Source organism: Pseudomonas sp. JZ114, assembly GCF_051027705.1.
Classification (GTDB): domain Bacteria; phylum Pseudomonadota; class Gammaproteobacteria; order Pseudomonadales; family Pseudomonadaceae; genus Chryseomonas; species Chryseomonas luteola.
In genome coordinates this window covers 59,530-77,789 of the sequence record NZ_CP069256.1, presented here as the reverse complement: position 1 = coordinate 77,789, position 18,260 = coordinate 59,530, and the positions used below count along the sequence as shown (strand labels likewise).

Genomic DNA, 18,260 nt, shown 5'->3' with positions numbered 1-18,260 from the left:
GACATGACTCCTGTGAAGCGTCCCGCTCCCAGCCTGGAAGCCGATGAGGTCAGCAAATCCTTCCTCATGGGCATGGTTCGCCTGCACGTATTGCAACGGCTGTCCGTCTCCATCTATCCGGGTGAGCTGACCCTGATTTCAGGGCCTTCGGGCTGTGGCAAGAGCACCTTGCTGTCGCTGCTCAGTGGGTTGCAGGCGCCGGACGAAGGTGAGACCCGCGCTCTGGGCCAGAAGCTAGGTGGACTGGCCAAGCGTGCCCTTGAGCGCTTTCGTCTCAAGCACACCGGCTTTGTCTTTCAGGGCTTCAATCTGTTTCCGGCGCTGACCGCTACCGAGCAGGTGGCATTGCCGTTGGGCTATCTGGGCTTTTCCAACCAGGACGCCTTGGAGCGCGCCCGGCAGGTGCTCAAGGAAGTGGGGCTGGCTCACCGGCTCGACCTGCGCCCGGCTTCGCTGTCTGGCGGCGAGCGGCAGCGTGTGGCACTTGCCCGCGCCTTGGCCAAGCGCCCCCAACTGCTGTTTGCCGATGAGCCTACCAGTGCCCTGGATGCCGAAAACGGACAAAACGTCGCCCGGATGCTGCAACGCATCGCCCATGAGCAAGGCTCCACCGTGTTGTGCGTCAGCCACGATCCGCGCCTGATCCGTCATGCCGACCGGGTGCTGGAGATGGAGGACGGACAGATTCAACGTGACTGGCGACCCTCCGAACAGGGCAGCCACGCCCGCAGGGAGTTTGCCTGATGAACATGCGTATTACCCACAATCTGCTGGCCGCCTTGATGATCGCGTCGGTCGTAGGCTGCTCGGACAAGAAACCTCCGCGACCGGCGAAACCGGCTGCGACCGAAGCCGCAAAATATGTAGCCATGGCGAGGGGCAAGGTAGAGGTGCAGGGTGGGCTGCTGGAGCTTAAATCCCTGCAGGCCGGCCGACTTGCACGCCTTACCGTGGCCGAAGGCGACACGGTCCAGCGCGGCGCCGAACTGGCAGCGCTGGACGACCGGAGCGCCCGTACCGAACTCAAGGCCTATGAAGCAGAGCTGGCGCAGGCGCAGGCCCGGCAGAAAGCGGCGGAGCAGCGTCTGCCGCCAGCACGCCAGCGCGCGCAGCAATTGCAGAAGGCCGCCCGTCAGGGTGCAGTGGACCCGCAACAGGCAACCGAGGCCCGGCAACAGGTTCAGCAGCTGGAATCGGCACAGGCCGTTGCCAAGGCAGGGGTCGAGATTGCCCGCCAGCATGTCGCGCTGGCCAAGGATCGGCTGGCCGAGCGCGTTCTACACGCACCGCAGGCCGGGACGGTAGTGCGCGTCAACGCCACCCAGGGTTCGCTCGTTTCGCCAGAGGATGCCAGGCCGCTGCTGGTGATCCTGCCGGAGCGCCCGCTGCAAATCCGCGCCGAACTCAATGAAAGCTTTGTGCATCGTGTGAAGCCGGGCATGACGGCAGATGTTGTGCTGGAAGCCGAACCCGGCCAGCCGCCCCTGAAGGCGCACGTCACACGCCTGGGCGATCTCTTTGGCAGCAGCCACCTGGACGACGACAGCCAGGGACATCCCAACGTGCGAGTGGTCGACTGCCTGCTCGCGTTCGAACAGCCGCCGACGCTTCGTATCGGCCAGAATGTACGGGTGAATTTCCATGAATAATCTTTCACACTCCGTGCTCGACGAATCGCTCAGGCCCTATACGCCTGTCGTTCGCGAGGTTTTGCCGAACCCTTCGCAGCCCTGGATGATCCAGTGCGATTTCGACGGCACCATCAGCCAGGTCGATGTGATCGACTCCCTGCTCGAACGCTTTGGCCGCCCCGGCTGGCAAGAGCTGGAAGACGATTGGGAGGCCGGTCGGATCGGCTCACGGGACTGCATGCAGGGCCAGGTGGCACTGCTGGACATGTCACAGGAGGAGTTCCACGCGCATCTCGACGGCATCGCCATCGATCCGGGCTTTCGTGCTTTTGTCGAGGCCGCTGGCGAGCGGGGGCTGCTGATTCAAGTCATCAGTGACGGGCTGGATTATGCGATCCGCTATATCCTGCGCCGCCACGGACTGGGCGGGCTGCCCGTGCAGGCTAACTACCTGACCCAGACCGGCGAGCGCAGCTGGGAACTTGCCTCTCCCTTTGCCAGCCCGCACTGCCTTCGCGACAGCGGCACCTGCAAGTGCGAGCGGCTTGCCCTTCAGCACCAGCGCCAGCAACGCGTGTTATTCATTGGCGACAGCACTTCGGACTTCTGCGTCTCGGGCCGTGCCGACTTTGTGCTGGCCAAGTACAAGCTGATCGATCATTGCCGCCAGCGCGGCTATCCCTTCGCACCGATTTCCACTTTCAACGACGCCCTGTCCTGGCTGGACGAGCTCGTTCCTCAAGAGCAACCCTCTCGATGACTGAACATGAATTTCTTCTGGAAGGCGGCCGCACCGGCGTCCTTCTGATCCACGGCCTGACCGGAACGCCCAACGAGATGCGCCTGTTCGGCCGTGGGCTGAACAAGGCTGGCTTCACAGTCTATGGTGTTCAACTGGCCGGCCACTGCGGCACAGCCGATGATCTGGTCGAAACACGCTGGCAGGACTGGTATGCCAGTGTTTGCGCTGCAGCGGACAAGCTGCGCGAGCAGGTCGATCATGTCTTCGTGGCGGGCCTGTCCATGGGCGCGCTACTGGCACTCAAGCTGGCAGCCGATCAGCCGGACCGGATTGCCGGCGTAGCCGCGCTGGCAACCATGTTCCGCCACGACGGCTGGAGCATGCCGTTCTACACCCGTTTCTGCTTCATCCTTCCGATCTGCAAGGCGCTGGGCATCGGTCGCAAGACCATGTTCATCGAGCAGCCGCCCTATGGCATCAAGGATGAAATGCTGCGCACCTACATCGTCGACCAGATGAATTCTGGCGACAGCGCCGCAGCAGGCTTGCCGGGCAATCCCTGGTGGGCCGTGGCAGAGATGTATGCCCTGGCTACCCAGGTACGCAAACAGCTCGGCGACATCACCTCACCCTGTCTCGTGATGCACGCGACCCAGGACGACATTGCCAGCCTCGACTACAACGCGCGACTGGTAGAGCGCTCGGTCAAGGGACCGGTGACAACGGTCTGGCTGGAAGACAGCTATCACATGATCACAGTGGACCGTGAGCGGCGCAAGGTGGCCTCCGAAACGGTTGCGTTCATCAAGAGCGCGCTGGGCGAGCAGGCAGTATCGCCTGTGGCGGACAGGGTCACGGCATGACGGCCGAAACCTTTCCGGGGCTCGTCATCGTGCTGTGGATCGCCAATGTGGTGATCGACAGTGTCGGCCAGCTGGCGTTCAAGGCTGCAGCGACCGAGTCGGCGGACAAGGACGGACTTGCGCACTGGATAGAGATGAGCCGTCGCCCGTGGCTGTGGCTGGGAATCGGCTGCTACGTGATGGAGTTTGTCGTGTGGCTGGCGTTTCTGTCGTTGGTGCCGCTGTCCCAGGGTGTACTGCTGGGCTCTATCAATATTGTGGCCATCATGCTGGCGGGGCGCTTTTTCTTCGCTGAAAAGCTCACGCCATTGCGGGTGTTGGGCATCAGCCTCATTTCCATTGGCGTTGCCGTAGTGGGGATACAGGCATGAAGCGTTTCTACCTGATTGGTTTTCTGCTGCTCATGGCGTTCGATACGCTGGCGCAGCTGAGCTTCAAATACGCCGCCATGCAGGCCGAACCCCTGTCGATGACCACCGAGTGGCTGTGGCGGGTATTCGGCCATCCATGGATCTACGGTGCGTTCGTAGGCTACATCGGCGCCTTTTTCTGCTGGATGACCCTGCTCAAGCACGTGCCGGTCGGCCCGGCCTTTGCGGCCTCGCATCTGGAGATCGTCTCCGTGATGCTGCTGTCCGTGTGGCTGTTCAACGAGCATCTGGGCTGGCCGCAACTGCTGGCTGCCGGTTTGATCATCCTGGGCATCGTTTGCCTGGCCCTGAGTGAACACCGTGAAGCCGCTTCCTCGTAAAGCCTACTTCGACGCACCGCCCACAGCGGGCCTGCCCTTGCGGTTGCGCGACCTGCTGCCCGGCGGCGAGCGTAACCTGAGCACCGCCCTGGCGCGTTTTCTAGGCGTGGAGCATGTTCAGCTGGAAAGCTCTGGCACCGCGGCAATGGTCATTGCGCTTACAGCGCTGAAAAGGCTGTCACCTGCACGTACGACCGTTATCGTTCCGGCCTATACCTGCCCGCTGGTGGCGCTGGCGGTTGTCCAGTGTGGGCTTGAGCTACAACTCTGTGACCTCAAGCCGGACAGCCTCGACCTTGATCCATTAATGCTCGAGGCTTTGTGCAACGAGCAGACCTTGGCCGTCGTCCCAACCCACCTGTGCGGCCGGATCAGCGATATCGACCCAGCGCTTGAATGCGCCCGGGCGGTAGGCGCCTGGGTGATCGAGGATGCCGCCCAGGGCTTGGGCAGCCGTGTCGGTGGTCATAGCATCGGCACACGCAGCGACATTGCCTTTTTCAGCCTGGCAGTGGGCAAGGGGCTTACGATTTTTGAAGGCGGCGCCCTTATCGCCCGCGAGGAGACGATTCGTCAGGCCTTGCGTCATGCCAGTCAGGCGCTGGCGCATCCAAAACCCTGGCTGGAATTCAAGCGCAGTGTTGAGCTACTGGGCTATGCCGCCCTCTATCGGCCTGCGGGTCTGCGGCTCGCTTACGGCCTGCCACTGCGGCGTGCGCTGAAGAAAGGGGATTGGGTGGCCGCTGCCGATGAATATTTTTCCCTGCCCATTACGTTGCATCAGGTTGGGTCTTGGCGGCAGGCCGTTGGCGTTCGCGCCCTGAAGCGCCTGCCCGACTTCCTCGCACAACAGCGCATGCAGGCCGAACGCAGGCTCAAGCGCCTGCGCACCCTTTCTGGGCTGGTTCCCCTTGTAGGTCATGAGGGCGAGGGGAGCTGGCCCGTTTTATTAGTGCTCATGCCCAGCCGCGAGGCCCGTGACTCGGTACTGGAAGCACTCTGGGGAAATGGCTATGGTCTGAGCATTCCCTTCGTGCATGCCTTGCCGGATTACCACTATCTGAACACGACGCTTACCTACAAGCCGCCCGTCGAATGCCAGGAAGCCCGCCGGCTGGCGGATCGAATCCTGGCCATCAGCAATAGCCCCTGGTTGAGCGAGGCTGATTTCGATGTGGTCTATGGGGGGATTGAAGAGGCTTGTCACGCCGAGCGCATGACACGCTCATAGCCCTGCGCCGTGTTCAGCCGGCTAACCAGACGCTGATTGAGCACATGCTGCTCCACCTGCCAGGATTGTAAGGTCAAATCAGGTATTTCCAGCGTCTGGCCATCGCCGGCGCTTAGCCAACGCTTCCAGGCACTGGGGTGCCGATAGACTGAGACATCACCGGTGATATCACTGCCCAAGAGCTGCCCTTTCAAGGCCTCAATCGCCTGCATGACATGATGCTCAAGCATGACACCCTGATCCCAGTTGGTGCGGACGACCGAAGGACTGAAAACATCCTTGTCGATGGATAGGTACGTGGGGTGCTGCTCACGGATCAGGAGCTCACTCAGGGTATCAGCCAGGGTGTCGGCATCGGCAAAGTTGCGAAAGGCCGACTGCACACCCAGCCAACGCGCCCACCCCGTGTCTACGCCCAGGCTCCAGTAGCTCAGCTTACCGCTGCGCAGTGGCGTCAGGTAATTCTCCCAAGCATGTCCACGGCCGATGTCTGGCGAGGTGATACCCACCACATGAACGTGGCTGACCTGCGGCAACAGGGCGACACGACGCACCCAGGAACCGCAATGGATACCAAACAGATAACGCATGTTGTCCGGGTGATTATCGAACACTACGACCCGAACGCCCCGTGTACGGGATGTCTGCCGGGCAATGAGCGGCCAACTCAAATGATGAAAATCACCACTACCCATCAGTACAGGGCCGTGGTTGACGGGTAGGCGGGCCACCACATCACGGCCGAAGGCATCGAGAGTCGAGACGCGGCAGCCAAACCGCACCCGTGCCTGCCAGTCACGCAGGTCCAGGCGCAGGGCGTTGTCTACTGCACCGATAGAGCCATCAAGATCCAGAACGATAGGCTGGTTCACGGCTGTCACTCCATTGGCGGTCACTTTCAAAGTACCGGGAAAAGCGTCGCGCCAGGCCACGCAACAGGGTGTTGCGCACATAGACGGCGTGACAGGTGAAAGTAAAGGAAGCACCCAGGTAGGATTTGATTTCCGGGTCTGTCCAGCCGGCTACGTAATGGGTCAGGCCGTGGCTGAGGGCATAGTCCAGATTGATGAGCCAACTGATGAAGTACAGGTTGAACGACCGGGCTTCGGGATATTGCAGCCCGATGTACTTGTCGATCAGCTTGCCGTCATGCACGAAGCACACGTTATAGCCGATCAGACGATCTTCATGGCGATACTCGAATACCATTCCACCGCTGCCTGCATCTCGCAGCATCTGCTCGAAAAACCCTCGAGACAGACGATCGAAGTGAATCTCGCTCTGGTCGTACACATTCAGGTATAGCCGGTAATACTCGTCGATCAGCTCGTCACACAGGAACTGCGCATCGCCTGTCGACACCTCACAAATCGTCAACGCCTCGCGCTTGCGCCATTTACGGCGAATATCCTTGCGGCGGCTCGACGAAAGACGGCCCAGGTATTCCTCCACGGAGGCGAAATCGATGGGTACATAGGCCAGTGCCTGACCTTCCACCAGAACGAAACCCTCTGCCTTGCAGGCCTCAAGCAGCCGCTCCGCATACCGGTTGGCCGAGTCGTCCAGCAGGGGGGAGTGTTGGGGAATATCCTTGATGATCATCATCGGATAGCACCACCCCAGCGCCTTACGCAGACGCTTGACCAGCGAGCGAGCCGACCAGGCTGCCGGGAAGAGGGCATATTCGGAAACCGTCGTGCCGATGAAGGCTGTACGGATACGCAGCCATTTGGACCAATGGCGATAAAGGGGGAGTGATTCAATCCTGCGCTTGAGCGATCCGTCTACTGTAGTCAGCAGATCGAACTCCGCCTCGAAGCCCGGTGTTGCCTGGGGCAGGCGCAGCACCTGAAACCCGTCGGGCGGATGGGCGCTGAACTGATTGATCAGCGCCCCAGGCTCGAGCTGATTGCCGTACAGCGGTCCGGCAGAGCCGGACCTTTGTTCGAGCCCCACCGCGTCAGGCCTGCTTGGCGCGAGTGATCAGCTGGTCAAGCAGTACCATCGCCTGATCGATCTCGGCGAAGGAGATTTCCAGCGACGGTGCAAACGTGATGACGTTCTTGTAGTAGCCGCCCACGTCCAGCACCAGACCGGTCTTCTTGCCCTGGTATTCGAGATCGCCAGCCAGACCGATGTCCACCATCTTGTCCAACAGCTCGCGGTTCGGGGTAAAGCCGTCCTCGGTGCAGATCTCGGCGCGCAGGGCCAGACCCAGACCGTCGACATCACCGATTTCCTTGTGACGCTTCTGCAGGTCCTTCAGGCCTTCCAGGAAGTACGCACCGCGATCCATCACGTGCTTCTCGTAGTCCACTTCCGAGGTCATGCGCAGGGTTTCGAGGCCCAGCGCCGTACCCAACGGGTTGGACGCGAAAGTGGAGTGCGTGGAGCCCGGCGGGAATACATCGGGGTTGATCAGCTCTTCGCGGGCCCACACGCCGCCCAGCGGGTTCATGCCGTTGGTGAGCGCCTTGCCGAAGACGATGATGTCCGGCTTCACGCCAAAATGCTCGATCGACCACAGCTTGCCGGTACGGTAGAAGCCCATCTGGATCTCGTCGACCACCATCAGAATGCCGTGATCGTCCAAGACCTTTTTCAGGCCGGTATAGTAGTTTTTCGGTGGAACGATATAGCCGCCGGTGCCCTGGATGGCCTCGACGTAGAAGGCCGCATATTCCGACTCCTTCGCCTTGGGATCCCACACTGCGTGGTATTCGTTCTCGAACTTACGGGCAAAGTCCTTCACCAGGTGCTCGCCGTACTCTTCGGCCGTCATGCCTTTCGGGCGGCGGAAGGGATAAGGGAACGGCACGAAGTTGGCGCGCTCGCCAAAGTGGCCGTAACGGCGACGGTAGCGGTAGCTGGAGGTAATGCTCGATGCGCCCAGCGTACGGCCATGGTAGCCGCCTTCGAAGGCAAACATCAGGCTCTTGCCGCCAGTAGCGTTACGGACGATCTTCAGGGAGTCTTCAACGGACTGAGAGCCGCCAACGTTGAAATGCACGCGGCCCGGCAAACCAAACTTGCGCTCGGCGTCCTGAGCGATGGTCTTGGCCAACTCGATCTTGGTGGGGTGTAGATACTGGCTGGCAACCTGGGGCAGGACATCCAGCTGCTTGCGCATCACGGCGTCGAGACGCGGATTCTTGTAGCCGAAGTTGACGGCCGAGTACCACATCTGCAGGTCGAGGTAGGGTGTGCCCTCGGCGTCATACATGTAGCTGCCTTCGCAGCCAGTAAAAATCTTGGGCGGATTAACGTAGTGGACGGTGTCGCCAAAAGAACAGTATTTGGCTTCGTCAGCCAGCAAGGCTTCGTTGTTCATGGATTGCTCCAGACTGCGATTGGGTGAGGATCACCGTGGTCTACAGCAGACGCGCGATGACAACTGCCATGCATTGTGCAAAGGCAACCTTGCTGGCCTGTCGAGGGATTGTGTGCAAAGTGTGGAGATGAAACAGAACGTTTCGCAAAGCGACAAACGTAACGTTTTCAGGCGTGAGCTGGCATTATCAAAGCCAGAACGAACGCAGGAGTGCTCTTATGAATATTCGCCCCATTACCGCCGCTGACTTTGATCAGGTCTGGCCGATCATCCAGGCAGTCGTCCAAAGCCAGGAAACCTATGCGCTTGATCCGGCCATGGACCGTGACGCCGCCTGGAAGCTCTGGGTCGAGCTACCCAAGGCCACCTTTGTCGCTGAGCGGGACGGGCAGATTCTGGGTACCTATTATATTAAGCCCAATGCCGCCGGGCCGGGCAGCCATGTGTGCAACTGCGGCTACATGACTGCCGAAGCCGCACGTGGGCAGGGAGTCGCCAGTGCCTTGTGCGCCCATTCGCTGGGAACAGGCCGCGAGCTGGGCTTTCTGGCGATGCAGTTCAACTCGGTGGTCTCCACCAATCAGGTGGCGGTCGCCCTGTGGAAAAAGCATGGCTTTGAGATCGTCGGCACGCTGCCCAAGGCCTACCGCCACCGCACCCAGGGGCTTGTGGACTGCTACGTGATGTTCCGCGCGTTGTAACAGTTAGTCTGCCTAAGCGAACCGCCCACGAAACGGTTAACGTCTATTGGCCGTTTCGCTTCATACTAGATAGTTGTGGGCCTCCAGCACTTTTTTGATGGCCTACAGCTTTGCCACTAATGGCCGATAAGTCTCACACTTCCTCCCCTTAACAAGCCGCAGCGCTTCTTGTTGCTCTTTCACATGCACTCCTGAACAAATGCTCATTTTCTCCAGTTTACGTACTCGATTCGCGTTAATTGTGGCGCTTCTCATTATTTCCCTAAGCTGGATCTTTGGCGCGCTCATCGGAACCGCCTCGGTCAACCGCTTGAGGGATCAGATCGGACGCGAACTGGCCGAATCGGCGCTCGACATGGTCGATCATCTCGACCGGGACATGGATGGCCGCGCCCGAGAGCTGACTGTATTGAGCCAGCTCCAGGCACTGCGCGATCCTAGTCACAACAAAGAGGCGAAGCGGCTACTTAATCACCTGCAGGAGCAGTTCCCCAGTATTGCCTGGATTGGGCTCACAGATGCCCAAGGAAACGTCATGGCATCCAATGACGGTATTCTGGAAGGCGCCAGCATTGCCAAGCGTCCGGTTTACTTGAACGCGCTGCAAGAGCCTTTTATAGGAGACGTGCACGAAGCTGTACTGCTGGCCAAGCTTTTGCCTAACCCTACTGGTGAGGCAATGAAATTTGTGGATATAAGCCTGCCCATCAAGGACGACAATGGAAAATTGATTGGGGTATTGGCGTCGCATCTCTCCTGGGGCTGGGCTGATGAGGTGAGGCAGTCTTTGCTCAAGCCCATTCAGCAACGCTTGCCAGGGCTTGAGTTCATGGTGGTTAGCAAAGACCACACCATCCTCTTAGGCCCGAAGGAGATGATTGGCCAACAGCTGAACTTCAAATGGGACGCTATTGAACAACAGTCTTGGTCGCTTCAACGTTGGCCGGATGGACAGGTTTACCTTACCGGCTTCGCAATGAGTGATGGGCACGGTGACTATCCCGGCCTGGGCTGGACTGTTGTAGCACGCCAACCACTGGACGCTGCATATGCCTCTGCCCATGAACTACAGACAGAAATACTCACAGGGGGCATTGTGCTGGCTGTGATATTTGCCGTCATCGGCTGGCTGCTGGCGGGGTTCATTACCAAACCGCTCAATCAAATCGTAACGGCCGCCAGGCGTCTATCAGCCGGTGAAAACGTTGAAATTCCCGAATTGAAGGGAACTGTCGAAGTACACAGCTTGAGCCAGGCCATCCGCCAACTCGTTCAGAGCCTGAGCCATCAGGGAGACCAACTGGATGCGATGGAAAGCATTGCCTACCAGGACACATTGACTGGTTTAGCCAATAGAGCTGCGCTTGAACGCTATCTACCGCAGGTTCAACAACATATCCAACAGCAGGGCGGTAGCCTTGCTTTGCTATGCCTGGACCTTGATGGGTTCAAGCCCGTCAATGACCGTTTCGGCCATGGTACGGGAGACCTGCTTCTGCAAGGCGTTGCACAACGATTGCTCACATGTTTTCGAGAGAATGATCTAGTTGTACGGCTAGGCGGTGACGAATTTCTGATGCTTGTACCGTTCGCTATCACCGATACGAAAGAGGTTATCGATGCCGTCGCCCTGCGCATCATCCGTTCCCTTGATAACCCCTTCTTCTTGGCCAACGAAAAAATCAAGGTAGGGTGCAGCATAGGCATAGCCCTGTGGCCACAGGATGCGATGGACATCGAAGAGGCTATAACCTTGGCTGACCAAGCACTGTATAGCGCCAAGCGCGCCGGTAAAGGCCGGGCTCACTTCCATGAGTCAGCTGCCACCCAAATCACCCAGGACACAGCGCTCATAAAAGCGTCGGCCCTTAAGGCCCCGACTGAGCAGGACCTTTCCTAAGATCAAGCTCAGGCAGGGGTAGCCGTTGGCAGCTCTACATAACCCTTCAACGCCTGCACACGACGTAGCCATTTCTGAACGGCTACAAAGGGGGCAAGGTCAATGCCGCCTTCCGGCGCCATGGCGGTGTATGGGTAGCAGGCGATATCGGCAATCGTCGGGCCGCCGGCCTCCGGCACCAGCCACTCTTCGCCAGTCAGCTGTTTCTCCAGAACCTCTAGTCCAGCCAGACCCAAGGCCTGACAATCCGTCAGGTTGCCGGTACGCGCAAAGACCGACGTGTTGTTAAGGCTGATCGACCGGGCACGGCCTAGTCCATAGCGACCTTCGTTCTGTTCGAAGGCCAGCCATTGCATCACCTTGGCCATGGTCACGGGATCGGTAGGCAGCCACAAACCACGTCCATACTGACGAGCCAGATACACCAGGATCGATGTGGAGTCCCAGAGCGTCACGCTGTCATCCACCAGAACCGGAATCTGCCCCCGAGGGTTGATGGCTAGAAACTCCGGCTGCCGGTTCTCGCCGGCATTGAGATCGACCTTGACCCGCTGATAGTTCAACTCCAGCACGGACAGTAGCAGACGGATCTTGTAGCAATTACCGGATCGTTCCAGATCGTAGAGAATCAAGGCTGTAACCTCATACAGGAGTCAGGCCGCACGGCAGCAAAAACGTCATCTTACAATGTCCGGGACATGAACACGTTGTAAGGCCCTTTTAATAGAAAACGGCCTCTCGCCAACACCTTGCGTTTTACGCGGTTACTCATAGCATGAGGAGACGTCCAAGCGAGGTGATCGGCATGACCGCCAGTGGCATCCACCCATCTGCTGTAGAAACCTTTACCGCTCAAGAGCGCGAGCGTTTTCTCGCCAACAATCCGAACTCCGTGGCACTGGCCGAACGCGCCCGAAAGTCGCTTTACGGGGGCGTTCCCATGCACTGGATGGCCGACTGGTCGACACCGGTGCCCCTGTTCGTCGAGCGGGCCAAGGGCGCACGCTTCTACGACGTGGATGGCCATGAATACATGGACTTCTGCCTGGGCGATACCGGTACCATGTTTGGTCACTCACCGGCCCCCATTGCCAAGGCATTGGCCGAACAGGCGTCCAACGGCCTTACCACCATGTTACCGGGCGAGGATGCGGTCGTGTGCGGCGAGTTGCTGGCCGAACGCTTCGGCTTGCCGTATTGGCAGGTCACCGCCACGGCAACCGATGCCAATCGCTACGTGCTGCGCTGGGCGCGTGCCGTAACCGGGCGCAAGACGCTTCTGGTATTCGATGGCTGCTACCATGGCACGGTGGACGATGTGATGGTGCGCCACCGCAACGGTCGGACGGTGCCTCGTTCTGGCCTGATTGGCCAAGCGTATGACCTGACCGAATACAGCCGCGCTATTCCCTTCAACGATGTGGCAGCTTTGGAGGCGGCCCTGGCCGAAGGGGATGTCTGCGCGCTGTTATGCGAGCCCGCCATGACCAATATCGGCATGGTCCTGCCGGAAACAGGCTTTCTACAAAAGTGTCGGCAGCTGACCCGCCAGTATGGCGTGCTGTTGATCATCGACGAGACTCACACGATCTCTACCGATATTGGCGGCTGCACCCGCCTGTGGAACCTTGAGCCAGACTTTTTTGTGATGGGTAAACCCATCGCTGGCGGCGTACCCTGCGGCGTATTTGGTTGCAGTGCGGAAATGGCCGAACGCATGCACACGGCGCGCGAACAGGCGCAGGCACATAGCCACGGGCACGGCCATAGCGGCATGGGCACCACACTTTCCGCCAACGCCCTGGCCATGCACTGCATGCGCGCCAACCTGGAACAGGTGATGACACCCGCTGCCTATGCTCACATGCTGCCGCTAGCCAAGCGCCTCGCTGATGGCTTCCGCCGGTTGATCGCCGGACATGACTTGAAGTGGTCTGTGACCGAGCTGGGCGCACGGTGTGAGTTTCAGTTCTGCCCAACCCTGCCCAAGACGGGTGCCGAAGCCGAGGCAGCCTTTCATGATGAATTACAGATGGCGCTGCACCTGTATCTGATCAATCGCGGCATCCTGATCACGCCGTTTCACAACATGACGTTGTGCTGCCCCGACACCACCGAGGCAGACGTGGATCGTCTCATCGCCACGCTGGATAATGCCCTGATCGATCTGCTGGCCCTGCCCAACGCCCGCGAATAACCCTAACAACAAGAGCTCTGATCATGACCTTTGCCGATCCCCAGGAAGCCCACGATTTTCTTGCCCAGCACCCTGACGTGCGTAGCATTGAGCTGATATTGATCGACGCCAACGGTGTCCCACGCGGCAAGCTCCTGCATCGCGATGAGCTGCTGGCCATTTATGAAAATGGTCGCCCGCTGCCCAGCTCTATCCTGGCGCTGACCATCCAGGGAGAGGACGTTGACGAGACAGGGCTCGTCTGGGACGTGGCGGATGCCGACTGTTGGACATACCCACTGCCCGGCAGCCTGACGCTGCAACCCTGGCGCACCGTGCCCACCGGGCAGGTGCAGGTCAGCATGCACCCGGAGAAGGGCCTGCCTGCCGCTCCGGCAGACCCTCGGCATGTGCTGGTGCGCGCCGTGGATCGACTCAAGGCGGACGGTTATCACCCGGTCATGGCGGTGGAGCTTGAGTTCTATCTGTTGGACAAGCAGCGCGACGCCCAGGGCCGCCCACAGCCTGCCGTGCAAATGAATGGCATCCGCCCACAGGCTCCGCAGGTATACGGAGTGTATGAGCTGGAGCAGCTACAGCCGTTCCTGGATGACCTGTACGCCGCCTGCCAGGTGCAAGGGCTGCCGGTACGCACAGCCATCTCCGAATACGCTCCATCCCAGATTGAACTGACCCTGGAGCACCGCTTCGATGCGCTGCAGGCGGTAGATGAGGGCGTACGTTACAAGCGGCTGGTCCGTGGCGTAGCCAACCGGCACGGCTTGCAGGCCTGCTTTATGGCCAAACCCTTTGGTGATCTGGCGGGCAGCGGCCTGCATTTGCACGTGAGCCTGGCCGATGCCAACGGTAACAACCTTATGGCCAGCGAAGACCCACACGGTACGCCGTTACTGCGCCACAGTATTGGCGGCATGATGGCGACGCTGAATGACGCCTTGGCGATCTTCTGCCCCAACGCCAACTCGTTCCGTCGTTTCCAGGCCAACAGCTACGCCCCGCTGGCCAAGAGCTGGGGTGTAAACAACCGCACCGTCTCTTTCCGTGTTCCTGGCGGCCCGGCACCCAGCCGCCACATCGAGCACCGCATCTGCGGCGCCGACGCCAACCCGTACCTCGCCGCCGCCGCGCTTCTTTCCGGTATTCATAAAGGGATTCGTGAAGAAATCGAACCCGGCGAGCCCATCACCGGCAATGGCTACCAACAAGCCCGCGAAACCCTGCCCACCGATTGGCTCACGGCGCTGCGCAGTCTGGAAACTTCAACCTGGGCCCGGGAGGCTTTGGGTGAGGAGTTCTTGAAAGTCTATCTCGCCATTAAATGGGCCGAGTACCGCCAGTTCATGGGGGAGGTAGGGGAGCAGGATTGGCGGTGGTATTTGACGCATGCTTGATATGGCTAAGTGAGGCAACAATTTTCAAATAGGCAAGTCAAAAAAGAACATGCATTCTTGTGTAGTTAGCATAAGCAGGCTATGCGCTCAATTCAGCTTTTAGAATGGCCACAATGTATCGCACTTAAAATGACCATCCTTTTCTGAGGCGCATATGGTCTTGCTTAAAAATATAAAGCTTGTAACAACTACACAAGTTTAAAAAATACTGAGCTGCTTCTATGAGGAACTACCCATTATATGGTTAAGCGCATGGGAATGATGAAATCACCCAGCTTAATTCTATATAAAAAGTAAATTTCTATTCGCAGAATAAATAATTCAGCTTTTATGGAATTTGAACACCTATTGAAAACCTAGAAGACCTCAGACATGCAGCACTAAAAATTAAATTTGTCTATTTATATAAGTAGAAAATCCTTATGCAGGCAAAGATTAGGGAGCCATTAATTTATAGCACGGGCTTTTAAATAAGGCGCGAGACTATGTGAAGCAGAAAAGAAATCGCCGAACAAAGAAATTGAGTGACTTAATAGTTTCTGCATCAAACAAGTTTACCTAATAGCTAATTCAGATCTTTACCTTCATTCGCAAAATATTTCCTCAATACGACTCCTCAAAACTTCCGGCTTCATAAGTGCTAATGGCTGCAAATCATAGATATAGGAACTAGATTTATAATCACTCTGTATTCGAGCTAGAAGCTAAGTAAAACTTATTGTTGGATGGGCTTGTTTCTTATAGAAACTTAGAAAAATTGGAGTAAATATAAAACAAACTAAAATATACCAAGAGCAGTAGAGATTGATCAAAAAGGTATGAAAAATCTACATTCCTAAAACGGACCGTATCGCAGCTACAAGAGTTAGTATTTTTACAGCTGCCTACTCAGCCTTAGGTTCGTTAGTAAATTGTTTTTTGAAGCTAAAATTCTTTCAGCTACAGCTTGCCTAGCTTAAAAATACGGCTCTAAGTTTCCATAAACAAAAAAACAGTGGATAAAATAGATAAAAATATAAATGCAAATACTCTTATCCATAAATCCACACTTTCCATACAGTGAAGAAAACCACCACTTTTCCCTTGTGAATTCATTAAAACCCCAAGATACCAAAAAGAAAAGTTAAGTAAAAAGGCTAGCGCAACTAATAGTATTAATCCTGTGCTTATAATCCAAGCCTTCCATAAATCAACACTCCCAACCACTGGATCTGAATATATCAGCAATTGTCCAGTCAATAAACCAAGTGAAAGCCCCCCAATCGCATAAGTATTTACCAAAAGATGATAAGCACACCTTGCAATAAACTTTGATCGAGGCAACAAAATTGCGAAGCCAACAAAAACAAAAGATATGACCCCAATTACATTCCACAAATGAGGGCCTATTCCCTCTGAAACAGCCGCCTTCAAATAATTAGCAGGAAGATAATCATGAAAATACTCCACAAGACAAACTATTAAAAAAGCAGGAATAGCCCAGCAAAATATAATCAGCATTCCTACATTTATATCACGCGCAGACCATAATGATTCTTTTCCAAAACAACTTAGCTGCGACCTCATATAACGACTAAATCTACCTAACATCGCAAACTCCCCTTTAAATAAAATTAGCTTTCAGGGTCAGTTAAGCTTCTTATACAGCTTTTCTTAATTAATCGAAGACAACCGCTATGTTTATCCCCGCCCTATATACGGCATCTTAGTCGCCATCACTGTCATGAATTGCACATTCGCCTCCAGCGGCAAACCGGCCATATAACGCACCGCGTCTGCCACGTGCTGCACATCCATGCGTGGCTCGATGGCTTTTTCGCCGTTGGCTTGCAAGATGCCTGTGCTCATGCGCTCGGTCATTTCGGTGGCGGCGTTGCCGATGTCGATTTGGCTGCACGCGATGTCATAAGCGCGGCCGTCGAGGGAGAGGGATTTGGTCAGGCCGGTAATGGCATGTTTGGTCGCGGTATAGGCTACGCTGAAAGGCCGTGGGGCGTGGGCGGAGATGGAGCCATTATTGATGATCCGACCGCCGCGGGGTGTCTGGTGGCGCATGAGGCGGAAGGCGGCGCGGCTGCACAGAAAGACGCCGGTCAGGTTGGTGTCGACCGTAGCGCGCCAGGCACTGACGTCCAGCTCATCAATAGGTACGGCCTGGGCACCGATACCCGCATTGTTGAATAGGACGTCGAGCCGGCCATAAGTAGCCTTAATGCGCTCGAATAGGGCGTCTACGCTTTGCTCGTCCGTCACATCGCAGACAACGGCCAGGGCTTCCTGACCTGCAGCCTTGGCTTCTTCCATAAACGCCTGCAATGGCGCTTCGCGGCGAGCAGCGACTAAGACGCGATACCCATCATTCAATAGCGCCTGGGCAACGGCCTTGCCGATCCCTTGGGAGGCCCCGGTGACAAGCGCGACTTTACCGGCTGCGTTCATGCGTGAATCCTTCTTCTTATTAGGTAAGGCCTGAGCCTAAACCAGCCCGCGCGGTTAGGGTAGGCTCTGTTATCCACAGCCTTGATGAGAAGACTTTATGCCTTATGCCAATCTCCTGTTCGATCTGGACGGCACACTGACCGATCCCAAGCTCGGCATCACACTGTCCATCCAATATGCACTGGCTCAGATGGGTATCAATGAGCCGGATCCAGACACGCTCACTCATTTTATCGGCCCACCGCTGCACAGCGCCTTCATGGCATCTTATGGATTCGACGATGCCCAGGCCTGGCAGGCCGTGGAGCACTATCGGGTGCGCTTTAAAGAGAAGGGCCTGTATGAAAATACGCCGTACCCAGCCATCCGTGAAACGCTGGCAGCGCTCAAAGAGAAGGGGTACAGCCTGTATGTGGTGACGTCCAAGCCTTGGGTGTTTGCTAATGAAATCGCGCGCCACTTTGAGCTAACGGGGTATTTCAAGGCCATTTATGGCAGCGAGCTGGATGGCACGCGTACGGATAAGGGCGATCTGATCAAACATGTGCTGGAGACGGAAAAGCTGCAGCCCGAGACCTGCCTGATGATTGGAGACCGCAAACACGACCTCATAGGTGCTCGACGCAATGGTGTAGATGCAGCCGGTGTGAGCTACGGTTATGGAGGCCGTGCAGAGCTGGAAGCGGAAGGGCCGCGGTTTGTGTTTGAGACACTGGAGGCGTTGAAAGAAGCGCTGGCGTGACGAGCAGGATGGGTTGAGCTACGCGATACCCATCATCAAAACACTCATGCCACTGAATACAGAGAAAAGCAGCAAAATCGCTTCGCTCAACATGCTCCTTAACCGCCGATATTCCCTCCAATGTAGGCCGCGAAATCATGTGTAGCGCTCTCTAAAGCTCGCTACACGACCCAGTGAAGTTACTCATAACCGCCCCACTTCGTTAGCAATAGGTATGACTATTTATCTGGCGATTTCGCACAGCCTTTTAAGTCATACGATGTCTGACGTATGACGTTTCATAAGCTCATGGAATACAGGAAATAAGGGGGTATAGCCGATAAGGGACATTTTTTTTCCGC

Annotated in this window: 18 protein-coding genes; 12 read left to right on the top strand and 6 right to left on the bottom strand. The window is 57.0% G+C overall.

Annotated elements, in window-relative coordinates; genetic code table 11:
• Positions 1-3: 3 nt before the first annotated feature.
• Genes JQR90_RS00395 through JQR90_RS00365 form a run of 7 tightly spaced genes read left to right on the top strand, consistent with a single transcriptional unit; the run spans position 4 to position 5,218 of the window.
• Positions 4-744 (top strand): ABC transporter ATP-binding protein, encoded by a 741-nt coding sequence (locus tag JQR90_RS00395; RefSeq protein WP_010796416.1) that lies wholly within the window; start codon positions 4-6, stop codon positions 742-744.
• Complete coding sequence (locus JQR90_RS00390; RefSeq protein ID WP_434140271.1) at positions 744-1,649, top strand: efflux RND transporter periplasmic adaptor subunit; 906 nt, start codon at positions 744-746, stop codon at positions 1,647-1,649. Before JQR90_RS00395 ends, JQR90_RS00390 begins: the two co-directional genes overlap by 1 nt.
• Positions 1,642-2,391 (top strand): MtnX-like HAD-IB family phosphatase, encoded by a 750-nt coding sequence (locus JQR90_RS00385; protein ID WP_010796414.1) that lies wholly within the window; start codon positions 1,642-1,644, stop codon positions 2,389-2,391. Before JQR90_RS00390 ends, JQR90_RS00385 begins: the two co-directional genes overlap by 8 nt.
• Positions 2,388-3,236, top strand: a complete 849-nt coding sequence (locus JQR90_RS00380; RefSeq protein ID WP_122041165.1) for an alpha/beta hydrolase — start codon at positions 2,388-2,390, stop codon at positions 3,234-3,236. Before JQR90_RS00385 ends, JQR90_RS00380 begins: the two co-directional genes overlap by 4 nt.
• The gene (locus tag JQR90_RS00375; RefSeq protein ID WP_122041166.1) at positions 3,233-3,607 is read left to right on the top strand and encodes an EamA family transporter; all 375 of its coding nucleotides are present in this window, start codon (positions 3,233-3,235) and stop codon (positions 3,605-3,607) included. The genes JQR90_RS00380 and JQR90_RS00375 overlap by 4 nt, the downstream gene beginning before the upstream one ends.
• Positions 3,604-3,987 carry a DMT family transporter gene (locus JQR90_RS00370; protein ID WP_010796411.1) on the top strand — a complete coding sequence of 128 codons (384 nt, stop codon included), beginning with the start codon at positions 3,604-3,606 and terminating at the stop codon, positions 3,985-3,987. Before JQR90_RS00375 ends, JQR90_RS00370 begins: the two co-directional genes overlap by 4 nt.
• Positions 3,968-5,218, top strand: coding sequence for a DegT/DnrJ/EryC1/StrS family aminotransferase (locus tag JQR90_RS00365; protein WP_434140270.1), 1,251 nt, complete (start codon positions 3,968-3,970; stop codon positions 5,216-5,218). The genes JQR90_RS00370 and JQR90_RS00365 overlap by 20 nt, the downstream gene beginning before the upstream one ends.
• Here JQR90_RS00365 and JQR90_RS00360 read toward each other — a convergent pair.
• Genes JQR90_RS00360 through JQR90_RS00350 form a run of 3 tightly spaced genes read right to left on the bottom strand, consistent with a single transcriptional unit; the run spans position 5,191 to position 8,549 of the window.
• Positions 5,191-6,090 carry an arginase family protein gene (locus JQR90_RS00360; protein ID WP_010796409.1) on the bottom strand — a complete coding sequence of 300 codons (900 nt, stop codon included), beginning with the start codon at positions 6,088-6,090 and terminating at the stop codon, positions 5,191-5,193. The genes JQR90_RS00365 and JQR90_RS00360 overlap by 28 nt on opposite strands.
• Positions 6,062-7,174 (bottom strand): GNAT family N-acetyltransferase, encoded by a 1,113-nt coding sequence (locus tag JQR90_RS00355; RefSeq protein ID WP_010796408.1) that lies wholly within the window; start codon positions 7,172-7,174, stop codon positions 6,062-6,064. The genes JQR90_RS00360 and JQR90_RS00355 overlap by 29 nt, the downstream gene beginning before the upstream one ends.
• A gap of 4 nt (positions 7,175-7,178) precedes the next feature.
• Positions 7,179-8,549 carry an aspartate aminotransferase family protein gene (locus JQR90_RS00350; protein WP_010796407.1) on the bottom strand — a complete coding sequence of 457 codons (1,371 nt, stop codon included), beginning with the start codon at positions 8,547-8,549 and terminating at the stop codon, positions 7,179-7,181.
• 218 nt (positions 8,550-8,767) lie between these two features.
• Here JQR90_RS00350 and JQR90_RS00345 point away from each other — a divergent pair, with 218 nt between their 5' ends.
• Together JQR90_RS00345 and JQR90_RS00340 are read left to right on the top strand one after the other, a co-directional pair.
• Positions 8,768-9,250, top strand: a complete 483-nt coding sequence (locus tag JQR90_RS00345) for a GNAT family N-acetyltransferase (protein ID WP_010796406.1) — start codon at positions 8,768-8,770, stop codon at positions 9,248-9,250.
• A 241-nt stretch (positions 9,251-9,491) separates the two neighbouring features.
• Entirely contained in the window at positions 9,492-11,150 is a 1,659-nt protein-coding gene (locus tag JQR90_RS00340) for a sensor domain-containing diguanylate cyclase (RefSeq protein WP_244294394.1), read from the top strand.
• 8 nt (positions 11,151-11,158) lie between these two features.
• On the opposite strand, the gene JQR90_RS00335 is transcribed toward JQR90_RS00340, so the two are convergent.
• Complete coding sequence (locus JQR90_RS00335) at positions 11,159-11,782, bottom strand: glutathione S-transferase family protein (protein ID WP_404626852.1); 624 nt, start codon at positions 11,780-11,782, stop codon at positions 11,159-11,161.
• Positions 11,783-11,955: 173 nt separating this feature from the next.
• On the opposite strand from JQR90_RS00335, the gene JQR90_RS00330 reads away from it, so the two are divergent.
• Both JQR90_RS00330 and JQR90_RS00325 read left to right on the top strand, forming a co-directional pair.
• Positions 11,956-13,347: an aspartate aminotransferase family protein gene (locus JQR90_RS00330; protein WP_434140267.1), complete on the top strand. Its 1,392-nt coding sequence runs from the start codon at positions 11,956-11,958 to the stop codon at positions 13,345-13,347.
• Between the two features lie 23 nt (positions 13,348-13,370).
• Positions 13,371-14,738: a glutamine synthetase family protein gene (locus JQR90_RS00325; RefSeq protein WP_073450132.1), complete on the top strand. Its 1,368-nt coding sequence runs from the start codon at positions 13,371-13,373 to the stop codon at positions 14,736-14,738.
• A gap of 969 nt (positions 14,739-15,707) precedes the next feature.
• Here JQR90_RS00325 and JQR90_RS00320 read toward each other — a convergent pair.
• Together JQR90_RS00320 and JQR90_RS00315 are read right to left on the bottom strand one after the other, a co-directional pair.
• Positions 15,708-16,328 carry a hypothetical protein gene (locus tag JQR90_RS00320; RefSeq protein ID WP_010796401.1) on the bottom strand — a complete coding sequence of 207 codons (621 nt, stop codon included), beginning with the start codon at positions 16,326-16,328 and terminating at the stop codon, positions 15,708-15,710.
• Positions 16,329-16,418: 90 nt separating this feature from the next.
• Positions 16,419-17,177, bottom strand: a complete 759-nt coding sequence (locus tag JQR90_RS00315) for an SDR family oxidoreductase (protein ID WP_010796400.1) — start codon at positions 17,175-17,177, stop codon at positions 16,419-16,421.
• Positions 17,178-17,274: 97 nt separating this feature from the next.
• On the opposite strand from JQR90_RS00315, the gene JQR90_RS00310 reads away from it, so the two are divergent.
• Positions 17,275-17,919, top strand: coding sequence for an HAD family hydrolase (locus tag JQR90_RS00310; protein ID WP_010796399.1), 645 nt, complete (start codon positions 17,275-17,277; stop codon positions 17,917-17,919).
• Positions 17,920-18,260 lie beyond the last annotated feature (341 nt).